General features: G+C 64.5%; 28 protein-coding genes. 15 read left to right on the top strand and 13 right to left on the bottom strand.

Annotated features, from left to right (window positions below):
* The first annotated feature begins 111 nt into the window (after positions 1-111).
* Entirely contained in the window at positions 112-969 is an 858-nt protein-coding gene (locus M1E10_RS13185) for a VOC family protein (RefSeq protein ID WP_499177168.1), read from the top strand.
* A 112-nt stretch (positions 970-1,081) separates the two neighbouring features.
* Positions 1,082-2,185 carry an AI-2E family transporter gene (locus M1E10_RS13180; protein WP_499176893.1) on the top strand — a complete coding sequence of 368 codons (1,104 nt, stop codon included), beginning with the start codon at positions 1,082-1,084 and terminating at the stop codon, positions 2,183-2,185.
* A 6-nt stretch (positions 2,186-2,191) separates the two neighbouring features.
* Here M1E10_RS13180 and M1E10_RS13175 read toward each other — a convergent pair whose 3' ends face one another.
* A complete protein-coding gene (locus tag M1E10_RS13175; RefSeq protein ID WP_499176892.1) occupies positions 2,192-2,587 on the bottom strand; it encodes a DUF930 domain-containing protein in 396 nt (131 codons plus the stop codon).
* An 84-nt stretch (positions 2,588-2,671) separates the two neighbouring features.
* Here M1E10_RS13175 and M1E10_RS13170 point away from each other — a divergent pair, with 84 nt between their 5' ends.
* From M1E10_RS13170 to M1E10_RS13150, 5 genes are all read left to right on the top strand, one after another.
* Positions 2,672-2,959: a hypothetical protein gene (locus M1E10_RS13170; protein WP_499176891.1), complete on the top strand. Its 288-nt coding sequence runs from the start codon at positions 2,672-2,674 to the stop codon at positions 2,957-2,959.
* 205 nt (positions 2,960-3,164) lie between these two features.
* Positions 3,165-5,288 (top strand): S9 family peptidase, encoded by a 2,124-nt coding sequence (locus M1E10_RS13165; RefSeq protein ID WP_499176890.1) that lies wholly within the window; start codon positions 3,165-3,167, stop codon positions 5,286-5,288.
* A 182-nt stretch (positions 5,289-5,470) separates the two neighbouring features.
* Positions 5,471-6,730: a DUF2254 domain-containing protein gene (locus M1E10_RS13160; RefSeq protein WP_499176889.1), complete on the top strand. Its 1,260-nt coding sequence runs from the start codon at positions 5,471-5,473 to the stop codon at positions 6,728-6,730.
* 189 nt (positions 6,731-6,919) lie between these two features.
* The gene (locus M1E10_RS13155; RefSeq protein ID WP_499176888.1) at positions 6,920-7,213 is read left to right on the top strand and encodes a hypothetical protein; all 294 of its coding nucleotides are present in this window, start codon (positions 6,920-6,922) and stop codon (positions 7,211-7,213) included.
* A gap of 86 nt (positions 7,214-7,299) precedes the next feature.
* A complete protein-coding gene (locus M1E10_RS13150) occupies positions 7,300-7,737 on the top strand; it encodes a hypothetical protein (protein ID WP_499176887.1) in 438 nt (145 codons plus the stop codon).
* 69 nt (positions 7,738-7,806) lie between these two features.
* On the opposite strand, the gene M1E10_RS13145 is transcribed toward M1E10_RS13150, so the two are convergent.
* From M1E10_RS13145 to M1E10_RS13125, 5 genes are all read right to left on the bottom strand, one after another.
* A complete protein-coding gene (locus M1E10_RS13145; protein WP_499176886.1) occupies positions 7,807-7,980 on the bottom strand; it encodes a hypothetical protein in 174 nt (57 codons plus the stop codon).
* A 1-nt stretch (position 7,981) separates the two neighbouring features.
* Positions 7,982-8,287, bottom strand: coding sequence for a hypothetical protein (locus M1E10_RS13140; RefSeq protein WP_499176884.1), 306 nt, complete (start codon positions 8,285-8,287; stop codon positions 7,982-7,984).
* A gap of 20 nt (positions 8,288-8,307) precedes the next feature.
* A complete protein-coding gene (locus tag M1E10_RS13135; protein WP_499176883.1) occupies positions 8,308-8,520 on the bottom strand; it encodes a hypothetical protein in 213 nt (70 codons plus the stop codon).
* A 139-nt stretch (positions 8,521-8,659) separates the two neighbouring features.
* Positions 8,660-9,553 (bottom strand): dihydrodipicolinate synthase family protein, encoded by an 894-nt coding sequence (locus tag M1E10_RS13130; RefSeq protein WP_499176882.1) that lies wholly within the window; start codon positions 9,551-9,553, stop codon positions 8,660-8,662.
* A 115-nt stretch (positions 9,554-9,668) separates the two neighbouring features.
* Positions 9,669-10,352 (bottom strand): cation diffusion facilitator family transporter, encoded by a 684-nt coding sequence (locus tag M1E10_RS13125; RefSeq protein ID WP_499176881.1) that lies wholly within the window; start codon positions 10,350-10,352, stop codon positions 9,669-9,671.
* 79 nt (positions 10,353-10,431) lie between these two features.
* Here M1E10_RS13125 and M1E10_RS13120 point away from each other — a divergent pair, with 79 nt between their 5' ends.
* Positions 10,432-10,845 (top strand): MerR family transcriptional regulator, encoded by a 414-nt coding sequence (locus M1E10_RS13120; protein WP_499176880.1) that lies wholly within the window; start codon positions 10,432-10,434, stop codon positions 10,843-10,845.
* 21 nt (positions 10,846-10,866) lie between these two features.
* Here the strand turns inward: M1E10_RS13120 and M1E10_RS13115 are convergent, their stop codons facing one another.
* On the bottom strand, positions 10,867-12,399 hold the full coding sequence (locus M1E10_RS13115; RefSeq protein ID WP_499176878.1) for a cryptochrome/photolyase family protein: 1,533 nt from the start codon (positions 12,397-12,399) through the stop codon (positions 10,867-10,869).
* Between the two features lie 235 nt (positions 12,400-12,634).
* Between M1E10_RS13115 and M1E10_RS13110 the strand changes: the two genes are divergently transcribed.
* From M1E10_RS13110 to M1E10_RS13100, 3 genes are all read left to right on the top strand, one after another.
* Positions 12,635-13,123, top strand: a complete 489-nt coding sequence (locus tag M1E10_RS13110) for a GNAT family N-acetyltransferase (RefSeq protein ID WP_499176876.1) — start codon at positions 12,635-12,637, stop codon at positions 13,121-13,123.
* 396 nt (positions 13,124-13,519) lie between these two features.
* Complete coding sequence (locus M1E10_RS13105) at positions 13,520-15,874, top strand: putative bifunctional diguanylate cyclase/phosphodiesterase (RefSeq protein ID WP_499176874.1); 2,355 nt, start codon at positions 13,520-13,522, stop codon at positions 15,872-15,874.
* A gap of 10 nt (positions 15,875-15,884) precedes the next feature.
* On the top strand, positions 15,885-16,394 hold the full coding sequence (locus M1E10_RS13100; RefSeq protein ID WP_499176872.1) for a BLUF domain-containing protein: 510 nt from the start codon (positions 15,885-15,887) through the stop codon (positions 16,392-16,394).
* Between the two features lie 80 nt (positions 16,395-16,474).
* On the opposite strand, the gene M1E10_RS13095 is transcribed toward M1E10_RS13100, so the two are convergent.
* The 3 genes from M1E10_RS13095 to M1E10_RS13085 all read right to left on the bottom strand — a co-directional run bounded on the left by M1E10_RS13095 (position 16,475) and on the right by M1E10_RS13085 (position 18,715).
* Positions 16,475-17,392: a cytochrome c gene (locus tag M1E10_RS13095; protein ID WP_499176870.1), complete on the bottom strand. Its 918-nt coding sequence runs from the start codon at positions 17,390-17,392 to the stop codon at positions 16,475-16,477.
* Between the two features lie 103 nt (positions 17,393-17,495).
* Positions 17,496-17,939 carry a c-type cytochrome gene (locus M1E10_RS13090; protein ID WP_499176868.1) on the bottom strand — a complete coding sequence of 148 codons (444 nt, stop codon included), beginning with the start codon at positions 17,937-17,939 and terminating at the stop codon, positions 17,496-17,498.
* 134 nt (positions 17,940-18,073) lie between these two features.
* Positions 18,074-18,715, bottom strand: a complete 642-nt coding sequence (locus M1E10_RS13085; protein ID WP_499176866.1) for a LysE family translocator — start codon at positions 18,713-18,715, stop codon at positions 18,074-18,076.
* 129 nt (positions 18,716-18,844) lie between these two features.
* On the opposite strand from M1E10_RS13085, the gene M1E10_RS13080 reads away from it, so the two are divergent.
* Positions 18,845-19,564, top strand: a complete 720-nt coding sequence (locus tag M1E10_RS13080; RefSeq protein WP_499176864.1) for a helix-turn-helix transcriptional regulator — start codon at positions 18,845-18,847, stop codon at positions 19,562-19,564.
* Here M1E10_RS13080 and M1E10_RS13075 read toward each other — a convergent pair.
* The gene (locus tag M1E10_RS13075) at positions 19,561-20,409 is read right to left on the bottom strand and encodes a metallophosphoesterase family protein (RefSeq protein ID WP_499176862.1); all 849 of its coding nucleotides are present in this window, start codon (positions 20,407-20,409) and stop codon (positions 19,561-19,563) included. The two genes, M1E10_RS13080 and M1E10_RS13075, sit on opposite strands and share 4 nt — an antisense overlap.
* Before the next feature lie 186 nt (positions 20,410-20,595).
* On the opposite strand from M1E10_RS13075, the gene M1E10_RS13070 reads away from it, so the two are divergent.
* A complete protein-coding gene (locus M1E10_RS13070; protein WP_499176860.1) occupies positions 20,596-21,333 on the top strand; it encodes a DUF2799 domain-containing protein in 738 nt (245 codons plus the stop codon).
* A 197-nt stretch (positions 21,334-21,530) separates the two neighbouring features.
* On the opposite strand, the gene M1E10_RS13065 is transcribed toward M1E10_RS13070, so the two are convergent.
* The gene (locus tag M1E10_RS13065; protein ID WP_499176859.1) at positions 21,531-22,133 is read right to left on the bottom strand and encodes a superoxide dismutase; all 603 of its coding nucleotides are present in this window, start codon (positions 22,131-22,133) and stop codon (positions 21,531-21,533) included.
* A 172-nt stretch (positions 22,134-22,305) separates the two neighbouring features.
* On the opposite strand from M1E10_RS13065, the gene M1E10_RS13060 reads away from it, so the two are divergent.
* Positions 22,306-22,635, top strand: a complete 330-nt coding sequence (locus tag M1E10_RS13060) for a hypothetical protein (RefSeq protein WP_499176857.1) — start codon at positions 22,306-22,308, stop codon at positions 22,633-22,635.
* Between the two features lie 212 nt (positions 22,636-22,847).
* Positions 22,848-23,255 carry a hypothetical protein gene (locus M1E10_RS13055; protein WP_499176855.1) on the top strand — a complete coding sequence of 136 codons (408 nt, stop codon included), beginning with the start codon at positions 22,848-22,850 and terminating at the stop codon, positions 23,253-23,255.
* A gap of 115 nt (positions 23,256-23,370) precedes the next feature.
* On the opposite strand, the gene M1E10_RS13050 is transcribed toward M1E10_RS13055, so the two are convergent.
* A complete protein-coding gene (locus M1E10_RS13050) occupies positions 23,371-24,249 on the bottom strand; it encodes a branched-chain amino acid aminotransferase (RefSeq protein ID WP_499176853.1) in 879 nt (292 codons plus the stop codon).
* Between the last annotated feature and the right edge of the window lie 21 nt (positions 24,250-24,270).

Here is a 24,270-nt window from a genome sequence, read left to right as displayed (position 1 = left end):
TCAACGGCTGGTGAACAACCTATCAATGCAATGGCATCTTCTATGAACGGCAGGAACGGGTCAGACTGCGGTGATCGTCTTGTGACAGACGCCGGAGACGCAACCATGAGCATGCCAACCGAACTCTTTGCCCTGACGCGGCCCGCCCATGTGGCGCATGTGCGGCTCGTGGTGTCGGACCTCGATCGGGTTTCCGCCTACTACCAGTCGGTGATCGGCCTGCGGGCGATGGACGAAGGACGGAGCGCGCATGTGCTGGGCGTCGGCGGGCGTGCGCTGCTGACGCTTCTGCACCGCCCGGATGCGGTGCGCGCACCGCGCCAGGCAGCCGGACTGTTTCACACCGCCTTCCTCGTTCCCGGACGCGCCGAGCTCGCCCATTGGCTTTCGCACGCGGCAGCGACCGGCATTCGACTGGATGGCGCCTCCGACCATCTCGTCAGCGAGGCCCTCTATCTCACCGATCCGGAGGGCAACGGCATCGAGATCTACCGCGACCGGCCGCCGGAGGAATGGACCCGTGACGCAGACGGCACGGTGGCGATGGCAACCGAGCGGCTCGATCTCCAGGCCTTGCTGGCGACTGCGCCGCAGACGGCCTGGAGCGGCATGGCGGACGGCACGGCCATCGGTCACATCCACCTGCAGGTGGGCGACGTGCCGCAGGCGGAGGCCTTCTACCGCGACGTCCTGGGGCTCAAGGTGATGGCGCATTATCCGGGCGCAAGCTTTCTCGCCACCGGCGGCTACCATCATCATCTGGCGGCCAACATCTGGAACAGCCGGGGCGCCGGGCCGCGGACGGACAACATGACCGGGCTTGCCGGCTATACGCTGCATTTCAACGACAAGGTGCTGCTTGCGACCACGCTGGCGAACCTTGAGGCGCAGCAGATTGGCACCGAACAGACGGCTGAAGAACATCGGTTCCGTGACCCCTGGGGAATTGCGATCACGCTTTCGGCATAGGCTGCGGAACCCGGCGTTTCGCCACGCGTTGACGGCGCGCATCGGGGATCCAGCATTCATGGCAATATCTAGCGCAAACAGCCGACGGTCCAAACGGGGAGCGGACGTCATCGTGGCCAAGTCCGAACTGGCAACGGGTGGGCGCGAGGATGGCGACATCACCGATTTCTCCCCGCTGGGACGCGATGCGCTGGAGGTGGCGGCAAGCTGGGCGCTGATCGGCATCTTCTGCCTGCTCGGCCTTGCGCTGGTCTCCTACATGAAGCTGGTGCTGATCCCCATCACGCTTGCCATCGTCGTCGGCATCATTCTCGGCATGGCGGCCGAGAGACTTGGGGAGTTGGGTGTACCGCGATTTGGCATTGCGCTCATCCTGTCGTCTGCCGTCGCTCTCGTGGTGTTCCTGATGATCAACGCACTGGCCGAGCCGGTCGCCTTCTTCATCAACAGCGGCCCCGATCTCATCCAGCAGATGATCGACCGGACGATGCCGTTTCTCGAGCGGCAGGAATGGCTGAACATCAGCCCCGCCACCTTCGAGACGGGGCCAATGTCGATGGAAAAGCTGCTCGAAAACAGCAGCAGCGTGCTCGCCGTCCTGACTGCCAACCTGACACCAGCCATCGTCCAGGCGCTGATCTTCTTTGCCGCCCTCTTGCTCTTTCTCTACGGCCGGGTGCGGCTACGGCGGACGATCATCCTCGCCTTTCCGCGCCGGCGGCAGAGGCTGATCGCCATCCGCGTGCTGAACGCCATGGAAGAAGTGCTGGGCTATTACTTCGCCACGGCAAGCATGCTTTATCTGGCGCTTGGCATCTCGATGACGCTGATCGCCTATGCCGGCGGACTAGGCTCACCGGTAATGTGGGGGATCTTCGCCTTTCTCTCGAGCTTCATCCCCTATCTCGGGATCACGCTGATGACGGCCTCGGTGGCGCTGGGCGGTGTGCTGACGCATGAATCGCTCATCCTGGGCCTTGCGCCAGCGGCGGTCTTCTTCACTGTCCATCTGCTGATGGAAAACCTCGTGTTCCCGGCCATCATGGGACGGCAGTGGGAGATCAACCCCTTCATCGTCTTCATCGCGATCATCTTCTGGACCTGGATGTGGGGTGCGGTCGGCGCGATGCTGGCGCTGCCGCTGTCGCTGATCGCCATGACGATCGTCAACGAGCTGTTCCCAGAGCGCAAGACGGTTCCGCACCTGCCGGGCTGAGGCGTCTCAGTCGTAGAGGTAGTAGCGTTCCCACTCCTCGCGCGGCACCTTTTCGCCGACCTTGTACTTGAACGATCGGACCTTCAGGCCCCGTTCGCCGGTCTCGCACTTGAACTTCAGGCGGTACCAGTCGCCCTTGCTGCGGAAGACGGCGCCCGGCGCCTGCACCAGGTTTCCCTTTTCCACCGGATCGGCGAAGGTATAGGCGATCACCTTGTCGGGCCTGTAGCCCTGCAGCTCCTTGGCGATGCGCGCCATGGCCTCCATGTCGCAGCGCTGCTCGCGCCGCTCCACGATGTCGAGCGCCTTCAGCTGCCGGACGACGCTGCTATCGAGTGCCTGCGCATGAAAGGCCGCCGCACATGCCAGAGCGGCCAGGGCGAGGATTTTCTTGTTCTTCATTTTCCGCCTCATCCATTGGGATTCGAACGGCCGGAAACTATGAGATGGCGACGCGATTGACCACCTACCAGAACGGGAAATAGGATGAGACGGTCGCAGACGACCGGGCCGGACGACGAAGCCATGGAACCAGGCATTTTGCTTTCGGATGTGAAGAAAGAGCAGATCAAGCTGCGGGCGACATTTCTGAACGGGATGGGCATTGGCGTAATGCTGATCGGCGCCTTCACCCCGGTGATGCGGCTGGTCTATGACAAGCCTGCCTCAGAAATCGATCTGCCACGCGTGGTCATCCCGATGCTCGTTTGCTTTTTTCTGGGTGTAGCCCTACCTTTGGGTGGTGGATGGATCCTGAAGGGCCTCAAGCAATGACAACGAATGAGATCGTTCTGCTTCTGCTGCCGGTATTTGGTATGTCCCTTGCTGTGGCCGTGGTTTTCTTCGAGAGCTGGCGTGACGGCGTCCTGCCGGGCCAGAAGCAGAGACACAAGTAAGCCCGGCGAACACCGCCGCCTTGCCTCCGCGACCGGCGACCCCTATCTCTGGCACTCCTCCCCGTCCAACCCGGAGTGCTTCCTTGGCCGTCGACCGCAAGCCCGTCTTTCCCGAACTTCCCGCCGCCCCCGTCGCTCGCAAAAAGCCTGTCTCCGACACCCGCCACGGGCTGACCCGCAGCGACGACTATGCCTGGATGCGGGCGGAGAACTGGCAGGCGATGTTCAAGGATCCGAGCCTGCTCGACGCGGAGCTGCGCCGGCATCTGGAGGAGGAGAACGCCTACATGGAGGCGGCCATGGCCGACACCAAGGCGCTGCAGAAGACGCTGTTTGCCGAGATGAAGGGCCGCATCAAGGAAGACGACAGCTCCGTGCCGATGAAGGACGGGCCGTTTGCCTACGGCACCTCCTTCGTCACCGGCGGCGAGCAGCCGCGCTATTTCCGCATTCCGCACGACGCCGACCCGAAGGACGAGGCGAGCCGCAGGCTGCTGCTCGACGGTGACAAGGAAGCTGCGGGCAAGGACTATTTCCGGCTTGCCGGCCTTGACCATTCGACCGACCATAGCCACGGCATCTGGGGCTATGACGACAAGGGCTCGGAGTATTTCACGCTGCGGGTGCGCGATCTTTCGACCGGCGAGGATCTGGCCGACGTGATCGAAAACACCGGCGGCGATGGCGTCTGGGCGCCGGACGGCAAGAGCTTCTTCTACACGCTGCAGGACGAGAACCACCGGCCGTCGAAAGTCTTCCACCATATCGTCGGGGAGCCGCAGTCGGCCGACCGGCTGGTGTTCGAGGAGACCGATCCCGGCTTCTTCATGGGCGTCGGCGGCTCGCTGCTCGACGACTTCATCTATATCGACATCCACGACCACGAGACCTCGGAATACCGCCTGCTCTCGACCAGGGACCTGATGGCGGAGCCGATGCTGGTGGCCGAGCGCGAGGAAGGCATCGAGTATTCGATGACCGAGGGCGGCGACGTCTTCTACATCCTCACCAATGACGGCGACGCCAAGGACTTCAAGATCGTGGAGGCGCCCGTCGGCGCGCCGGGCAAGGAGAACTGGAAGCAGGTCGTTGCGCACGAGCCGGGACGGCTGATCCTCAGCCACATGGCGTTCGCCCGCCACCTGATCTGGCTGGAGCGCCGCGACGGGCTGCCGCGCATCGTCATCCGTGACCGCAGATCCGGCGAGGAACATTCAATCGCCTTTGCCGAGGAGGCCTATTCGCTGGGGCTCCAGGGAGCGGCCGAATACGACACGGACGTCATCCGCTTCTCCTATTCGTCGATGACGACGCCAAGCCAGCTCTACGACTACGATATGGTGACCCGCGAGCGGACGCTTCTGAAGACGCAGGAGGTGCCGTCCGGGCACAATCCGGACGACTATGTGACGCGCCGGGTGATGGCGCCCTCGCACGACGGGGAGCTCGTGCCGGTCTCGCTGCTCTACCGCAGGGACACGCCCCTCGATGGCTCCGCCCCCTGCCTGCTCTACGGCTACGGCGCCTATGGCATCAGCATCCCGGCGTCCTTCTCGACCACCAACCTGTCGCTCGCCGACCGCGGCTTCGTCTATGCCATCGCCCATGTGCGCGGCGGCAAGGACAAGGGCTTCTCCTGGTACGAGGACGGCAAGATGGAGAAGAAGGAAAACACCTTCAAGGACTTCATCGCTGCCGCTGATCATCTGGTGGAACAGAAGTTCACGTCTTACGCGAACATCATCGCCGAGGGCGGCTCGGCCGGCGGTATGCTGATGGGGGCGATCGCCAACATGGCGCCGGAGAAATTCGCCGGCATCATCGCCGCCGTGCCCTTCGTCGACGTCTTGAACACCATGCTCGACGACACGCTGCCGCTGACGCCGCCGGAATGGCCCGAATGGGGCAATCCGCTGGAATCGGAAGAGGAATACGGCTGGATCGCCGCCTACAGCCCTTACGACAATGTCGGGGACAAACTCTATCCGCCGACTCTCGCCATCTCCGGCCTTACCGATCCGCGCGTGACCTATTGGGAGCCCACCAAGTGGATCGCCAAACTGCGCGAGACGGCACCGGACGCCGGCCCCTATCTGCTCAAGACCAACATGGCCGCCGGCCACGGCGGCAAGTCCGGCCGCTTCCAGCGGCTGGAAGAGGTCGCCTTCGAATACGCCTTCGCGATCAAGGTCGCAGGCAAGATGTAAGGCAGTGTTGCTTGCGACTACCGGCAGCCCGAGGTTGCCGGTAGCAGGATCAGAATGGGCCTGCCCTAGCCAAAGGACACCCTGCGCTCCACATTGCGCGGAGGTTGTTGAAGAAGGCGCGGCGCGAAGCCAACGGCGTTGCAACCTTGTGATCCGGCAGGGCTGATGGAGGCGAAGCGGGCGTGATTTCGAAGAAGTGGTGGATCCTCGTTCGCTTCCTGCGACGGCTCTGGGTGCGCGCGACGCTCTACTGCGTCGTCGCCATCGTGATTGCGCTGGCCGCCATCTGGGCCGACCCCTACATGCCCTCGGAGCTTCCCCGCAAGGTGGGCGCCAAGGCGGTCGATTCGATCCTCACCATCATCGCCTCCAGCATGCTCGCGGTGACCACCTTCTCGCTGACGACGCTCGTCTCCGCGACCACGGCGGCGGCATCCAACGCCACGCCGCGGGCGACCTCGCTTCTGCTCGAGGACACCACCTCGCAGCGGGCGCTGTCGACCTTCCTCGGGAGCTTCCTGTTCTCGCTGGTCGGGCTGATCGCGCTCAACACCGAACTTTATGGCGAAGGTGGCCGTTTCATCCTGTTCATTGCAACCCTCGGGGTGGTTGCGCTGATTGTCGTCACGCTGCTGCAGTGGATCGACCATCTGGCAGGTCTGGGCCGAGTTGCGGAAACCATCGCCCGGGTCGAGCGGGTCGCCACCCGCGCCTATCAGGCCCATCGCAAGCTACCCAATCTGGGAGGCCAATCGTTCCGGGAGGTTCCCGAGGGGGCGATCGAGATCCATCACAAGCGGCTCGGCTACCTGCAGCACCTGGACGTGCAGGTGCTGTCGAGAATTGCCGAGCAAGCGGGAGCCGACATCTACGTGCAGCGCCTGCCGGGAAGCCACTGCGATTCCTCGACGCCGATTGCCTCGGTCGTACTGCGCAACAGCAGTGACACCTACAAGCCGGAACTCTCGGAGCAGATCCGCGCCGCCTTTACCCTCGGCGACCGACGCTCGTTCGACCAGGATCCCCGGTTCGGGCTGATCGCGCTGTCGGAGATCGGCTCACGCGCCCTGTCCCCCGGCATCAACGATCCGGGCACGGCCATCGACGTGCTGGCGACGCTGGTGCGGGTCATGGCCCCGATCGCGCGGGAGGAAACGCCGGACGATCGCGAAGAGATCAAGTTCGAGCATGTCTTCATTCCGTCGCTCAGCGAGGATGACCTGGTCGATGCCGCCTTCATGCCGATCTCGCGCGACGGGGCCGGTCAGATCGAGGTGGCGATCCGCATGCAGAAGGCGCTGGCGGTGATTGCCGCCACGGGGCATCCGGATCTGCGGGAGGCCGCCAGGCGGTTTTCCAAGGTTGCCCAGCAGCGGGCGCTGGAGCGGCTCGACTTCGAGCCGGACCGGCAGCGGCTGATTGCGGAAACGCCGTCGCTCTGAGCGAGCGCCCTGCGGCGGATGCCTTTCTTCGCGTCATGCTGCACCGCAAAGACAAGCCCCGCAAATCACCTGCGTTTCGATATTGACGAATCTGTCAAGTGACCGATTCGGTCGGACAGCCACGCACGCAAGCTTCGCACAAGGTTCGCCCGTTAACCATTTGTTAACGATTTAACCAGGTGTCTTCCCATGAAGATCGACAGCGGCCTCAGCGGCTACCCGTATCCGACACGCTCCCAGACCATAGAGCGCGTGAGCGAAGAGGTCGCTCCCCGCGAGGTGGAACAGCGTCAGCGGTCAGCCTTTGCCATCACCGGAAGCAGCACACTCCTGTCCAGCTCGTTGGCCAACGCCTTGTGGGTGATCGGCGGCGCGGACGAAGGAACGGCAACGGACGGCGGCCAGACGGCGCCTTCTCCCGCATCCGCAGACATGCCTGCCGACTGGGTCGAGGGAATGTATCTGGAGTTTTCTGAGAACTGATAATCGGCGCCGGCGTGGCCGGTACCGCCTGACAAGGATCCGTCTCGTCGGAGCCGTTGCCGGGAGCAACCTGCAGGAGCATCCGCATGACGACGATCGGTAGTCTTAACCTGCAGTCCTATACCCTGCCCTACCGGCAGGATTCCGCCTCCCTCTCCTCCGAACAGGCCGTCACCTCGTCTGCAGCCTCCGGCGCGGCCCTGATCAGCGGCGAAGCTGCCGCCAGCAAGCTCTCCGCCGCCCTCTGGGATCTTGCAGTCCTCAAGGACACGAGCGCCCAGGCCGAAGAGGTTTGGCTCGACTCAGGCTCGTCCGGTTCCGCGGCGGAACAGGAGTTCGTCAAGCTTGCGGACATGGACCTTAGCGAAATGGTGCGAGCCAAATATCTCGAGGAGCATGACCTGACGGAAACCGACCTCCGCCACATGGCGGTGGAGGAACGCGACGTGATCGAGGCCGAGATCCGTGACGCTATCCTGAAGGCCATGGGCATCACCGCGCCCGAGAAGGTCGAGGCCTCCTGAGCCTGCAGGTCTTCGCGTCACGTCGCTCCAGAGGGTGCCGTTCTTCCTTCCACCCTCTCCCGCACGACCTTACCAGACATTGATGGCCTGCACGGCGATCCACATGCGCAGCGCGACGGCTGAGAGCAGAAGAACGGTCAAGCTGAAGAACATCGCAACGGTCTTCCAGAATGGCAGGACGCCGGGCGCAGAGCGGGCGAGCACGGCGGACGCGGCCCTGGGAATCGGGACAGGGGCAGACATGTCACTGTCCTCCTGCACGGGACCGACCGAACTGACTACCGGCGAAGTCCTTGCTGGCCAATGCCGGCACCTTGCCGGGGGCCGGCCACGGCGTCCCGCCGATGACCCCATCGGGAACGCAGCACACCGCGCCCGGTTCATGGCTGCTTTCGAACATGGCGAAGTGGACGGCGGCGGCGCGGTCGCGGAACAATCCGCCCACGAGGCCGTCGCGATCGACGACAACCCAGCGACCGTCGTCATCGCGTCCTACCGTGAAGCGGATGCTGTCGCCGACTGTACGATTGCCGTTGAAGAAATTGCTCATCACTGAACCTCTGTGAACGTTTACAAACAGGCATAATAGACGGCGCAGGCGATGCCGCCGGCGAGCCAGACGACGATGGCCAGACGCAGGAAGATGGCGGCATAGGCGCCGCCGATCCGGCGCGCGTAGCGTTCGCCGGAAGGAGTGTCGGAGGGGGTGTCGGACGGAGCGGAATCATCGCGCCGTCCCGGGTGGTCATGCGCCAGATAGTACGAACCATAACGTCCATACATGGGAGCTCTCCATTGAGTGAGGCGGCGGAGCCTGCCTCGGCATCCTGCTGATGCAGGACGGTGGACGGCCGGGTACGACATGCCAGCCGGCATGGGTACGGGACCGATTGGGAACTGGGTTCGGGTCAGGACATGCGCGTCATTGCGCCGCCTGCAGGACGGGATGCACAAGACCCGCATCCGGGGCGGCGATCGCCTCGCGGATGGCGGCGACGATCGGCGGATCGAGCGGGACCAGAGGCAGCCTCACCTCCATCGAGCCTCCGTGCAGAAGGCTGGCGCAGGTCTTGACGGCGGCGGCGTCCCAGCGCCCGCCCGCGGCGACCAAAAGCGCCTGCATCCTCTCATCGGATGGACCGGCGACAATGCCACGCGCATCCGGCGTTCCGGGGCAGATGTTGCCGCGCGCCGAGATGCAGCCGTGACCGCCGCAGGCGCGGAAAAGGGCCGACGTGAAGTCATCGGCGGACCAGTGCCGGAAGCGGTGCTTGAGTTCGGTCGGCAGGCGGTAGAAGGCCTCCAGCCGACCCGGACCGTGCCGGACCCCGACAACCGAAGGGATATCCGCCAGCAGGGACAACAGAGACTGGCCATGGTCCAGACCGGTGCGGCCCGGATCGTCATCGACGATCAGAGGCAGCCTCGTTTCCTGCGCGATGGCGTGGAAATGGTTGGCAACACCGCGCAGCGCGGGCTTGGAATAGAAGGGCACCGTAACGAGGAGGGCAGCCGCTCCGAGCACTTCGGCGCGGCGGCTGCGCTCGATCGTCCTTGCCGTGTCGTTGCAGCCGGTCGCGACAATGACAGCCAGACGTCCCTCCGATTGCTCCCGGCAGATCAGCAGAACCGCGTCGCGCTCGTCCTGCGTCAAGGCGTAGCCTTCGCCGATGTGATCGCAGATCAGGATGGCGCCGACGCCGGCTGCGATCTGACGATCGACAGCCCGCTGAAGCTCGCTCGTGTCCATCCGCCCCTGTCGAAAGGGCGTAACCATCGCCGTGACGCTGTGCAGGTCCGGAATATCCACGGTCATGATCGAAAACCTTCGTTCTGTTGACCATGAATAGATAGCGCCGGGGGGCGTCAGAATTCGATTTCGAATTCAGACGTGGCCTATAAGGATATCGTAAAGCTTCAGGCCATGGCAGTCAGCCGTGGCCGTGGGGCGTGTGCTCCCCGCCGTGACTGTGTCCCGCATGCAAGTCGAGCGAGACGGTGCCGCCGGAGTGCCACTCCTGCCATGACTGGCGCAGGATCTGCACCGAGGACGACAGGAAGAGGCCGGCCATGATGGCGGCGACGGCAAGATCGGGCCAGGCGGTGGCGGTGCCCCAGACGCCGACGGCGGCGATCATCACGATGACGTTGCCGATCGCGTCGTTGCGCGAGCAGAGCCAGACGGAGCGGACATTGGCGTCGCCATCCTTGTAGTTCACCAGCAGCATGACGCTGAGGAGGTTGGCCGCCAGCGCCATGAGGCCGATCAGGCCCATGATCGGGGCTTCCGGAACGCCCATGTAGAAGACGCGCCAGATCGTCGAGCCGAAGACCCAGAGGCCCATCAGGAAGAGGCTGACGCCCTTGGCGGCCGCGGCCGTGGTGCGCACCCGCAGCGAAGCGCCGATGACGGCCAGCGACAGGCCGTAGGTGACGGCATCGGCGAAGAAGTCCAGCGCATCGGCCTGCAGCGCCTGCGAGCGCGCCATGTGTCCCGCGCTCATCTCGACCAGGAACATCAGGCCGTTGATGGCGATGACCGCCCAGAGGCGACGCTTGTAGTCTGTCGACAGTCCCTCGAATGTCGCGTGTTCGTGTCCGCAGCCTGCACTCATGGTCGTCACCTTGTTTTTTGTTCGATGACACCATAGCTAATCCCTCTAGCCACTATAGGTTCAAGAGGTATTTTCAGAGATGTATGCGATCGGTGATCTTTCCCGGCGGACCGGCGTGAAGGTGCCGACGATCCGCTACTACGAGCAGATGGGGCTGATCAGCCCGGCGCAGCGTTCGGAGGGCAATCAGCGGCGCTACGAGAAGACCGACCTGGAGCGTCTCGCCTTCATCCGCCATGCCCGCGACCTCGGCTTCGACATTCCGGCGATCCGGGAACTGATTGCGCTGAGCCGCCATCCGGAGGCGCCCTGCGCCGGTGCCGACCGCATCGCGGACGACCACCTTGCGGCCGTTCGGGCCAAGATCGCCAGCCTGCAGAAGCTGGAGCAGGAACTGGAGCGGATCGTCTCCCACTGCGGCGGGCATTCGGTGGAGGACTGCTATGTGATCCGGGCGCTTTCCGACCACGGCCTTTGCGACCACGAGCACTGATGCGGTGGCCGGACGCGCCGCCTACAGAGTACCCGCGTCAAGCCGGACGAGGCAGTCTTCCGCCCGGGCGAGAATCGCCTGCTTCTTCATCTCGTCCATGCGCATCCAGCCGGCGACGATATTGGCCATGCGGTGGTTGCCGCGGAATGTCTCGCGGTTGACGGCGATGAAGCGCCAGTAGAGCGAGTTGAAGGGGCAGGCATTCTCGCCGGTGCTGTCCTTGACGCTATAAGCGCAGCGGCCGCAGAAATTGCTCATCCGGTCGATGTATTTGCCGCTCGCCGCATAGGGCTTGCTCGCCATCAGTCCGCCGTCGGCATAGAGCGCCATGCCCAGCGTGTTGGGCAGTTCCACCCATTCGTAGGCATCGGCATAGACCGCCAGATACCATTCGCAGACCTCGTCGACCGAAAGCCCCGCGAGCAGCGCGAAATTGCCGGTCAGCATTAGCCGCTGGATGTGGTGGGAATAAGCATGCTCCAGCGTGTCCTGCACCGCCGACGCGAGACAGCGCATCTTCGTTTTGCCGCCCCAGTAGAGTGCCGGCAGCGGACGGTGCGCCTCGAGCGTATTGCGCGAAGCGTAGTCCGGCATGAAGCGCCAGTAGACGCCGCGCACATATTCGCGCCAGCCGAGGATCTGGCGGATGAAGCCCTCCACGGCGTTGAGCGGTGCTGCGCCCTCGTGATAGGCGCGCTCGGCCCTGCGGATGACATCGATGGGCAGGAGCAGGCCGGCGTTCAGATAGGCGGCGATCATCGAATGGTAGAGATAGGGCTCGCCGGCGACCATGGCGTCCTGGTAGTCGCCGAAGGAGGGCAGGATCTCGGTGACGAACTGCTCGAACTCGGCCTCTGCCTGCTCGGCGGTGACGGCGAAGTGAAAGGGCCGCAGCTTTCCGATGTGGTGGGAAAAGCGCGCCTCCACCAGGTCCAGCACCTCGCGGGTGATGGCGTCATGGCGCCAGGACAGCCGCCGTGGCCCCGCCAGTCCCTTCAGCGGCGGCTTGCGGTTCTCCTTGTCGAAGTTCCATTGCCCGCCCTCCGGATCGGCGCCGGCCATCAGCACACGGAAGTGGCGGCGCATGTCGCGGTAGAAATACTCCATGCGCAACTGGCGGCGGCGATCGGCCCAGCGGCCGAAGCCCGCCCGGGTAATGAGGAAGCGGTCGTCGTCGCGGATCTCGACCGGCACGCCGAGATGCGCCTGCCATCCGCGCATCTCCTCCAGCAGCCGGTATTCTCCGGGCTCGGTGACGACGACGCCGGTCGCGCCGGTTTCGGCCAGCGCCCGCTCCACCTCGCCGCGCAGCGACTGGCTGTTGTCCGGCGCATCGAGCGTGACGTAGCGCACGGCAAAGCCGCGGCCGCGTAGTTCCTCGGCGAAATGGCGCATGGCGGAGAAGAGGAAGGCGATCTTCTTCTGGTGGTGGCCGACGTAGGTCGCCTCCGCCATGACCTCGGCCATGATCACGACGTCCTGCGGCTGCGCGTCGCGAAGCGAGGAGATCGAGTGTGAGAGCTGGTCGCCGAGGACGAGGTGAAGCAGGGCCATGAGGGGGAAACGTCCGGCCCGCCCCGGCGGATCACCTCGTCTTGACAAGCTTTCAAAACCGGCGCATCACTTGCGCCATGATCGACACGCGCACACTCATCTCCTGCACGTATTTTTGGGCCTACCGGTAACGGGCGGCTCGACAGATCACAATGTCAACGAGCCGCCGTCAGGCGGCTTTGTTGTTTCAAGACGGCTCCTCCCGACGGCGACAAAACTCAAGAGGAAGCCAGACATGACCGACGATACCGACATCACCCTCCCCCGCCCGGCCGTGGTCACCATCCGCGCCGCCAAGCCCCATGACCTTCCCGAACTGAACGCGATGATCGCGGCACTCGCCGCCCACCACGGCGATGCGTCCGCCATGACGCCCGAAAAGCTGGAGCGCGACCTCTTCGGGCCGATGCCCTGGATCCAGGCGCTGGTGGCCGACAGCGGCGACGAACTGATGGGCTACGCGATCCTGGTGCCGCTCTACAGGGCCGACAGCGGCACCCGCGGCATGGATATGCACCACCTCTTCGTGCGCGACGGGCAGCGCGGCAACGGCATCGGCCAGCACCTCATCGCCCGCGCCCGCCAGCTTGCCCGCACCGCCGGCTGCGACTACCTCTCGGTCAGCGCCGCGACCGGCAATTTCGCCGCGCATCGCTTCTACGAGCAGATGGACTTCCTTGCCCGCCCGGTAACCGGCATGCGCTATACGCAGGCGCTCGCCTGATCGCTTTCGGCGAGGACCAGGCGCGGTGCGGACCCATGTCGCCGGGAGCGAGGATTTCGCCGGCGGAAGTGACTCCTTCTCGATGATCGTTGGGCGTGGCTGTCTCGGCGCCGGCAGGGTCATCTCTGCACCGGACGGCGGCGCTTTGACCTCAAGGGTCGGGTGGATGCTCACACCAGACCTCTCCGGCGGCGCGCGGTCGGACTGGAGGTAAAAGCGGTCGGCCTGCCTCGCGCAACGACCTGCAGATCGCCGCAGCGGGTGCGTAGTCGAAGGAGCTGATTGCCAATGGAAACAGTCTGTTAACGGTGTCCTCAAAGTCCCCTTCGCGAGATCGGTGAGGCTGTCTTTACTTTAATAGCCCTGGCCTAAATTAGCGGCCAGGAGACCTCCGAAATGCATATCATCTACAGCTGCCTTCGCGACGCCCACGACCAGACCCTGCTCTGGCTCGCGGCTGCGGTCTGCGTCATCGGCGTCTACGCCTCGATCTCGATTTCGCGCCATGCCGGCCGCCTCGACGGCAGAAGCCGCGCTTGCTGGGCTGCCGTTGCGATCGCCGCCGCCGGCTGTACGGCCTGGGCGACGCACATGATCGGGCTGCTGGCGTTCCAGCCGGGCATGCTGTCCGGCTTCGATCCGTTCCTGACGCTGCTGTCGCTCCTGCTCACCATTCTCGGCATCGGCATATCGATGCGCAGCTCCATCGGCGCCCGCAACCGCGGGGATCGGCTGGCGTCGGGCATTCTCCTCGGCCTCAGCATTGCCGTTCTGCACTATCTCGGCCAGGCCGCCTATCTCGTCACCGGCCATGTCAGCTGGGATCATCGACTGGTCGCCCTCTCGCTGATCCTGTCGCTGCCGCTGTTCGGCGGCGCGATCGTGATCTCCGGCGACCGCAACAGGAACCTGCGCCAGCTCACTGCGCCGATGCTGATCGTTGCCATCGCAGTCCTTCACTTTTCGGGGATGGCCGCTCTCAACCTCACCTTCGACCCGAGGGTCGAACTGCCTGACTCGGCGCTGCCGCCGGAGATCGTCGCACCGATCGTGGCCTCGGTATGCATTGGCCTGGTGCTGCTGGCGTTCCTCGGCCTGCGGTTCTCGCTCGCGGCCCAGGCCCAGGCGGCCCGCGACAGGAATCGGCTCAAGCAGCTGGCAGATCTTGCGGTCGAAGGTCTGGCGATCTGCCAGGGCGGGATCATCGATGCGGTCAACGACAGCCTCGTCAACCTCGTCGGCTACTCCAAGCCTGAGCTTACTGGTCGAGCGGTTTCTTCCCTGCTCCCGGAGGTGAACCTCGCACAGATTCCGGAGCGCGAGGAACAGGATGCCGAGCTACACGTCGCCGACGGATCCGTCATCCCGGTGCGGCTGCTACGCAAGGTGGTCACGATCGGCAAGATCGACCACACGGTGCTTGCCATCCGCGATCAGCGAGAGCGACTGCGCACCGAGCAGAAAATCCGGTCGCTTGCCTATTCGGACACGCTCACCGGCCTTGCCAACAGGCTTCAATTCAACCAGCTGCTGGCGGAAAGCTGCGGGCAGGCCAGTGCTACGGGCGAGCCGTTCTCGCTCCTGCTCCTCGATCTCGACCGCTTCAAATTCGTCAACGACACGTTCGGACACGCGATCGGGGACGCGCTTCTCAAGCGTGTCGCCGACCGGCTACGGGCCTGCGGACCCAGCATCAAGGCGATCGCCCGCCTTGGCGGCGACGAGTTCGCCCTGATCGTCGAGGACGATCCGAGTGCCGACGCCGTTGCCGCCGACATCGTCGACCTCCTCGGCCGTCCATTCCTGATCGACGGATCGGTCATCGAAATCGCTGCGAGCGTCGGGATCGCCGTCGCGTTGAAAGATGGCAACCAGCCCTCACACCTTGCCCGAAACGCCGATCTGGCGCTCTATTCGGCAAAGCATGCCGGGGGGAGCACCCACCATCGCTTCGACCGCGGCATGAGCGAGCGTGCCGAAGCGCGCCGGGTGCTCGAGCTCGACCTCAGGCGTGCCCTGGCGCGCGAGGAATTCGTCGTCCACTACCAGCCGCAGGTCGATCCGCGCGACGGTCGCTACCAAGGAGCCGAGGCGCTCGTGCGCTGGCAGCATCCGACGCGCGGCACGGTGTCGCCCGCAGACTTCATCCCGCTGGCCGAGGAGATCGGCCTGATCGGTCCGCTCGGCGAATGGGTGTTGCGGACGGCCTGCGAAGAGGCACGGCATTGGCCTGCGCATCTGACCGTTGCGGTCAACCTTTCACCGGTGCAGTTCCGCGACAGCGCCCTTGCCGCCAACGTGCTTCGTATCCTTACAGAAACCGGCCTGCCGGCTTCGCGGCTCGAACTGGAGATCACGGAAGGCGCGCTGCTCCAAGATGAGGAAAACACCTACAAGATCCTCCATGATCTGCGCGCCATGGGAGTTCGCATATCGATGGACGATTTTGGTACCGGCTATTCGTCGCTGAGCTACCTCCGGCGCTTTCCGTTCAACAAGATCAAGATCGATCGCTCGTTCGTCCAGCAGGTCCCCGAAGATCGGGAATGCGTCGCGATCATCCAGGCGGTCACCACGCTGGCCGCCAAGCTGCGCATGACCGTCACCGTCGAAGGCGTCGAGACTTCCGAGCAGCGCGCCTTCACCGTGTCGGAGGGATGTGACCAGATCCAGGGCTTCCTGATCAGCCGGCCGGTCGACCGCAGCGCAGTACGGGCCCTGTTCGGCGAGCACCTGCGCTCTGTTGCATGAGGATCTGACGATGTCTCTCTACCGGCTTCTCTACCGCAGTGAGATTGCGTTGTCGGGTTCGTCAGAGGAGGTTCACGACCAGATCGACCGGATTGTCGACGCGTCGGCGCGCGGCAATGCGGCATGCGACCTCACTGGCGCTCTGATCGCCTCGGACGGCGTCTTCATCCAGGTCATGGAGGGTCCCCTTCCTGCGCTCGAAGCGGTCTTCGAGAAGGTCTGCAGCGATCTCAGACACAGGCGCGTTCAGCTCATCGAGCTTGCGGCGGCCGAGGAAAGGGCGTTTCCGGAGTGGCGGATGGTACGCGTTGCGCAAGAGGCGGAGGTGGCCGAGTTCTGCAGGGTGATCGGCTCGCGGGACACGATACGCCTCGACGTCTCGACGACGCAGGCGCTCGTCGCCCTGATGCGGAGCAGCCTCGTGTCCGGCGTCGGGCCTGACAGCGGCACCGGAGTGCCCCTTCAGCCTGCGCGACCGCTCCGATGCTCCGCAACGAACGATCGCTCCAGCCCTGCCTAACCCCGCTGATGCGCACCTGCCCGCCGCGTCCAGCGGATTCCACGCTCCCGCGCGAGACGGAATGGCCCTACCGATGCGCCCTAGTCCAGCGCCGGCACCGCCTTCAGATAGGCGGCGATCGCTTCCAGATCCTCCTGCGGCAGATGCGAGAGGTTGCGCTGCACCTCGACCATCGAGCCGCCGACGGTGTCGAAGTCGGGCGTGAAACCGGTCTGGAAATAGCTGACGAGGTCGGCCTCGCTCCAGGAGCCGACCGCATCGCCGCCCGGCGTGATGTTGGGCACGCGCCCCTCGCCCTCCGGATTGGGACCGCCGGCCAGCCATTGGTCGGTCTTGAGGCCGCCGAGCGCGTTGCGGGGCGTATGGCATTCGCCGCAATGGCCGGGGCCTTCGACGAGGAACTGGCCGCGCTGCAGCTTGGGATCCGCTGAGGCGAGTTCGACGCGCGGCGCGTCGGAGGAGAACAAGAACTTCCAGCCACCGAGCATAATCCGCATGTTGTAGGGGAAGCCTAGTTCGTGCGGCGGCGCGACGTTCCCGCTTGCCGGCAGCGTCTTCAGGTAGGCGAAGAGGTCGTTGATGTCGGCCGGCGCCATGCGGGCGTAGGATGTATAGGGGAACGAGGGGTAGAGGTGCTCGCCTTCGCGGCCGACGCCGCGGGTCATGGCATTGCCGAATTCGGCGAGCGACCAGGCGCCGATGCCGGCCTGCGGATCGGGCGAGATGTTGGGGACATGGAAGGTGCCGAAGGCGCTGGTCAGCGCCAGGCCGCCGGAAAGCGTCTTGACCGCCTCGCCTGTTGCCCCGTCCGCCGCATGACAGCCGCCGCAGCCACCGGCCCAGAACAGCGTTTCGCCGCGCGCCAGATCCGGCGCGCCGAGCCCTTCCCAGGTGTCGGCCGAAGCCGGCTGCGGTGCCGTGAGGTACCAGGCCGCCGCCAGACCGATCGCGACCACGGCCGCGCCGGCGCCCAGTACCCTCCCCCACCGCAAAGCCATGTCCGTCTCCAGTCGTTCATCGAGAAGCCGGCGGACGAACCGCCGCCGGCGAAAAGGCAGTCATGGCCTCAGTGGCCAAAAGGCGGCTACCGCGCCTTCGAGGCTAGCGCTTCAGGCGATAGGTCTGGTGACAGTCGCCGCAGGTGCCGCCGAGCGTCTTCAACGCTGCGCCGACGCCGGCCTGATCCGCGGGCACGGAGGCCAGCAGCGTATCGGCTTCGGCGGCGAGCTTTTCGGATTTCGCCTGGAAGTCCGCCATGTTCTCCCAGATCGACGGCGCCGCATCGCTCTCCATGCCGGTCTCGGAGCCTTCCGGGAACTGGTCCGGGAAAGCCTTGGCATTGGTGCTGATCGTCTCCAGGGACGTCTGGACGACGGCTGCGTCATAGGGCTTCTCGCCCTTGGCGATGGCGCCGAGCGCGCCCATCGACCGGCCGATGCCCTTCATCAGGTTCTGCCGCACGACCTGCGGCTCCTCCTGGGCGACGGCTGCGGAAAGACAGAGGCAGCCGAGCACGGCTCCGAGAGCGAGAGACTTCAGGCGCATGCGGTGGTTCTCCTTGGGTGACAGCGACCGACCGGCCGCGATGAAGCGCCGCAGCATCGCCCGCCGGGGCTTGCGAACAAAGTCACAAAGAGGTGATATCGTGAGGAAAATCAAGAGGCTATGTCTTCGTTCCGTCACATGCGCCAGCTGCCGGTACCTTCCCAAAGCGTGACCAACGAGACGGCCACCAAGAGCGCTCCGGCGCTGCGGCCGATCCAGACGGTGGCGCGGGCGTTGTCGACGATCGCCTGCCGCGCCCTGCCCGCTGCGAGCGCCAGACCGCCGTAGACGGCAAGCTGGGTCATGGCCGTCATCAGCGCCATGACGGCCGCCTGGGGAGCGAGTGGACCGAAGTCGGGGCGCAGGAACTGCGGGTAGATCGCCAGCATGAAGAGGTATGCCTTGGGGTTCATCAGGCAGGTGATGGCGCCGCGCAGGAAGGCCTGCCAGTGACTTGCGGCATCGGCGGGACCGACACCTTCGATGATGATCGAACTGCGCATCAGGGTCACGCCGATCCAGGCCATGTAGAGCGCGCCGGCGATCAGCAGCGGCGTGAACAGCATGGGCACCAGATGGGCCAACAGGCCGACCCCGGCTGCGCCGTAGAGGGAATGAACGGCACCGCCGGCCATGATGCCCGCGGTCGCCGCGAGGCCGGCGGAGCGCCCACGGGTCAGCGAATTGGCCAGCACGAAGATCATGTCCATGCCGGGGACGACGATGATGCCGAACAGAAGGGTGAAGAACAGCCAGAGATTTTCGCCGTAGGTCATGTCAGTTTCCTGTTCTCGCCGCCTCGCCGCAGACTTCAGGGAGGCTTGTTTTGCTTATGGATCTACGGCGATATAGCGAAGCGCTCCTGACAGCGTTCTGTCAGGAGCGGTGGAGCGGAGGCAGAAAACATGCGCAAGGCGTCAAGGCTCTTCGAGATCATCCAGATCCTGCGGCTTGCGACGAAGCCGGTGACGGCAGCGACCATCGCTGCACAGCTGGAGGTGACGGTCCGCTCCATCTACCGCGACATCGTCGCGCTGCAGGCGATGCGGGTGCCGATCGAGGGCGGACGCGGCATCGGCTACATCCTGCGGCCGGGATTCACGCTGCCGCCGCTGATGCTGACGATCGAGGAGACCGAAGCGATCGTGGTGGCGCTGGCGCTTCTGGAACGCACCGGCGACAGGGAGTTGCGGCAGGCGGCCAAGCAGGTGAACCGCAAGATCGCCGCCGCCGTGCCGCCGCCGCTCTCGGCGACATTTTCCGCAAACGCCCTGCATGCATGGGGCAGTGCTGCCCCCGCTCCGGAGGCCGTCGATTTCGCCATGGTGCGGCGGGCGATCCGCGACGAGCAGACGCTGTCGCTCGACTATCGCGATGAGCTGGGCCGATCGACGGAGCGGGTGATCCGGCCGATCGCGCTGATCTATTATTCCCAGACGGCCAATATCGTCGGCTGGTGCGAGTTGCGGCAGGCGTTCCGCAATTTCCGCGCCGATCGTGTGGAGGATTGCGTGCCGGCCGACGGCTTCTTCATCGGCCAGGGCGACGCCCTGCGCAGGCGGTGGGTCGAGGGTTGGCAGGTCGATACCGGCAGAGGCTCCGAGGACGCCTCCGACACCCGCTAGATGTCGAAGGGCAGCGCGCGGCTTTCCTCGCGGCCGAAGCCGGTAATTTCCAGGCGGTCGGGGAAGATTTCGGCGATCGCGAAGGTGTTTTCCGTCTCCGTGTCCACCATGCCCGTGAAGTTCACGTACCAGGTCGATCCATGGTGGCCGAGGTTGCCGATGTGGTTGTGGCCGCAGAGATAGGCGAGCACGTTGCCGGAGCGGTCGAAGAGATCGACGAGCGCCTGCCAGTCCCACAGGTTGTGGGCATTGTCCGGATAGAGCGGATAGTGGCCCATGACCACCACCTTCTCGCCGGCGGCGGCCGCATCCACCAGCACGCCGGAGAGCCAGGTGAACTGCGCCTCGCCGATGCCGCCGTTCCAGGTCTGGGCGTTCAGCGCGCCGGCCTCTTCCAAAGCCGCCAGCCGGGCTTTAGCACGGTCGTGGCGCGGGTCGCCTTCCGGGGCTGCAAAGAGGCTTTCCTCGCTGCCATCGATGACGACGAAGCGCAGGCCGTTGCGGGCAAAGTGGTGATAGGGCGCCGGCATGGAAAGACGGTTGTGGACCTCGGGCAGACGCTCCGGTGCCACGAGGAAATCGTGGTTGCCGGGCAGAAGAATGCTCTCGTGGCGCAGCGGCGCGTAGCGGGCGAGCACCGCGTCGACATTCTCCTCACCACGGTCGACGAGATCGCCGAGCGTCACGACGAAGGCCAGGTCCTGCGCGTTGAAGACGCCGATCGCCTCGTCGAGCTTGCCGAGGCTTTGCTCGAAATAGCGGTTCAGCACCGGATTGGGCGGCAGCGGCGCGTATTGCGGATCGGCGATCACGCCGAAACGGATAAGGGGGGAATCACTGGGCATGCGGAAGGCTCGGTCCGGGGAATTGTCCGGGCTCATAGACCAGCGGAATTTAACAGCCGTGTGACGCATGGGCTGGCATGGGGACCTGGCGTGGGGGATGGCATGGGGCATCGCCCGCCGACATCTGGAAGATCGAATTGAATCATGCTTCAAGGGACCGGGGATTTTCAACCGGGGGTACATCATATGCGTTACTTGCCATTCATCGGCATGGCGGCCGTCATGGCGGCACTTGCCTCGTGCGGCACCATGTCCAAGGAGGAATGCCGGGTGGCCGACTGGGCCGTGGTCGGCGATACGGACGGCGCGGCGGGCTATGATCCGCAGAGCCGCTTTGCCGATCATGTCCGGTCCTGCTCCAAAAGCGGCGCCGCACCCAACCAGACGCAATGGTATCAGGGCTACCAGACCGGCATCCGCCGCTTCTGCACGCCGCTTGGCGGCGCCGCGCACGGCGAAGCCGGAGGCGCCTATCACAACGTCTGCCCCGCCGAGATGGAGACGGGTTTCGTGCGCGGCTACAGCCTCGGCAAGCGGGTTCACGATCTGCGCTCAAGGATCGGTTCGCTGCAGTCCGACGTCAGTGCGCGGGACGCGGAGGCCGACCGGCTCTACGACGACATGAAGAAGGCGACCGACAACGACCGGCGCGGCATTCGCCGATCGCATCGACGACCTGGAGCGCGAGGGACGCCGGATGCGGCGCGAGGCGGACGACCTGGGCTACGAGCTGGACGCGGCCGAGCGCGACCTGGACTTCTTCCGCCAGAACCCGGGCGCACAGCTTTCGCCCGTCGGTTAGCGAGGGAGAACGAAAAAGGGCTCCGGACGATATCGGCGGTCGCGACGATGGGTGCACGGGCCCAAGCGCTGTCCGCTCGTCTTCTCCCCCACGGGGAGAAGGTGGCGCGTAGCGCCGGATGAGGGGGCCGGGGATGAAGACAGTGGCTTTGCCCCCCTCATCGCCTCGCATTCGCTCGGCACTTCTCCCCGTTGGGGAGAAGGGGGCATCCACCCGCACCGCAGGCACCCGCTGTTGCATCGAACCGTTGAGGGTGTGCCGCCACGAAAAAAGGGCTCCGGCAAAACCGGAGCCCTTCGAAAATACCGTCGCGACGGGATTACTTGGTGGCGGCTTCGTAGCGTTCCAGGACGTAGTCCCAGTTGATCAGGTTGTCGATGAAGGCTTCCAGGTACTTCGGACGCATGTTGCGGTAGTCGATGTAGTAGGAATGCTCCCAGACGTCGACGCCGAGGATCGGATCGGCACCGTGAACCAGCGGGTTTTCGCCGTTCGGGGTCTTGGAGATCTCGAGCTTGCCATCCTTGACGGAAACCCACGCCCAGCCAGAGCCGAACTGCGTCGTGCCGGCGGCGATGAAATCAGACTTGAACTTGTCGTAGCCGCCGAGATCGCTGTCGATCGCGGTCTGCAGCTTGCCAGGCAGGCTCTTGCCGCCGCCGTCCTTCTTCATCCAGTTCCAGAAGTGGATGTGGTTGTAGTGCTGGCCGGCATTGTTGAAGAGGGTCTGGTGGGTGCCGTAGGACTTCTTGATCACGTCCTCGACGGAGAGATCGCCCATGCCCGCTTCCGAGGCCAGCTTGTTGCCGGTGTCGACATAGGCCTTGTGGTGCTTGTCGTGGTGGAATTCCAGCGTCTCGGCCGACATGTAGGGGCCGAGTGCATCGTAGGCATAGGGCAGCTCGGGAAGTTCAAAGGCCATGATCTTACTCCTTTTCGGCAAAACACCGTGAAACGGTCACGGCGGAACATAGGAGCGCACCGGCCAAGAGGCAACGCCTGACGGGCCAGAATCGGGACCAATCGCTCCCGCGCGGCGTGAAAATCTGATAGAGCCCGGAACGACAGCCAGGACACACCCCAGGAGCTTCCAGATGTTGAAATTCGCCAGAACCGCCAGTCTTCTCGCCGCCACCATCCTGCCGGGCGCCGGCACGGCAGAGGCTTCCTCCGACGATGCCTGGGCGGCGTTCGCGCAGACCGTGGAGGCGAAATGCCTGGCCGCGGCGAAGGACATGCTCGACGCCCCGCGCGCCGTTATCGACCCCTTCGGCAGCGAACGCTATGGCCTCGCCATCGTCACCGGCACGGCGAAGGGCACGACGACCACGGTCAGCCACATCTGCGTCATGGACAAGCAGACAGAGGCCGCCGAACTTGGCAGCGAGCTTGGCGCCGAGCAGGTGGTGGTCCCGGCGGAGTGAGGGCTCAGGCGGCGCGGCGGAAGGCGAAGCGCTTGCCGTCGGGGGTGGAGACGAGACCCATGCGGAAGAGTGCGGCCAGCACCGCCTGAACGGCGGGCAGGCATTTTTTGCGCACTGCCTGAAAATGGCGGCTATGGTGACTACTGGAAGTTGAGCGTTCCTTGCCTTCCTCGTAGAAGTCGTGTTGACTCATCATATTAAGGGAGGGCGGAATGAAGAAGCTAGTATGTCTAGGCGCGCTTGTCGCACTGGCGGGGTGCGTAAGCCAAAGCGAGGTTGCACTTTCAAGCAATGTCGTCAGGCTTGATGTTGATGCTCGGGGATTGATTGGCGTTAATGCTGCGAAAGAAGGCATGGAAAAACGCGTATCTATGACTGTTCGATCCAGAGGCTATACGCACTACAAAATACTGGACTACGGCTCCCAGCGAGGAAGCGAATATGGCGGATCCATGCCGGTCTACGCAAACTCCTCAGTCAATGTGTATGGAAATACTGCCTATGGTACGACCACCTATTCAGGGGGTCAGGCTATCAACATTCCGGTCTCACAGACCTCAATCGTTGTAGCTATGTTCAAGGCCCCGAGCATACCGGCGGATGCCATACAGGCTAAGTGAAAACTAAGGGCGCTGCAGATTCAGTGAGAGTGCTGTCGTCTGCACGTGTCGTCCCCTCGCCTTACCGAACATACTCATAAAGCGATGGGGACGAGACGCAAGTCGGGATGGTCGATCAGGCGGCCGTGGAGCGGGCCCAGTCCATGTAGAGTTCCAGCGCCTTGCGGGCGACCGGGCCTTCCTGGAACTCGCGGTCGTCGAGCTTCGTCACCGGCACGATCTTGGAGTAGTTGCCGGAGGTGAAGATCTCGTCGGCGTGCTGGAAGTCCTCCACCGTGAGGCTGACTTCGCGGACGTCGAGGCCGGCCTGGCGCAGCAGCGTGATGACGCGCGAGCGGGTGATGCCGGCAAGGAAGGTGCCGTTGGGGACCGGCGTCATGACCACGCCGTCCCTGACCATGAAGATGTTGGAGGAGGCGGTTTCGGCGACATTGCCGTTCATGTCGCGGGCGAGCGCATTGTCGAAGCCGCGCGCCCGCGCCTCGATGATCATGCGGCCGCTGTTGGGATAGAGGCTGCCGGTCTTGGCGCCGGTCATGGCGACTTCCGGGTTGGGGCGCCGGTAGGGGGAGACGGTCAGCGACGAGGGCTTGGCCGTGTGCATCGGCGCCTCGAAGAGGCAGAGCGCGAAGCGGGTGGATTCCGGGTCCGGCGCCACGACGCTGTAGGAGGTGCCGTGCTCGGACCAGTACATCGGCTTGATGTAGATGGCGGTCTTGCCGTCGAACTTCCTGACGCCTTCCAGCGCCAGCCGTTCGATTTCCTCCGCTGCCATGGTGGGCTTCATGCCCATGCTGGTGGCGGAGCGGTTGACGCGCTGGCAGTGCATGTCGAGATCGGGCGACATGCCGTCGAACCAGCGGGCGCCGTCAAACACCGTCGAGCCCAGCCACATGGCGTGCGAGGTGGGGCCGATCAGCGGCGGGTTGCCTTCCAGCCATTCGCCTTCGACATAGGTATAGGTCTGGGTACGCGGTGCGGTATTGACGGGCATGCAGGTCTCCTTGAAATATCG

The organism is Rhizobium sp. PK7-22 (genome assembly GCF_056530405.1).
The sequence above is the reverse complement of the archived record's forward strand: the minus strand, read 5'-3'. Positions and strand labels throughout refer to the sequence as shown.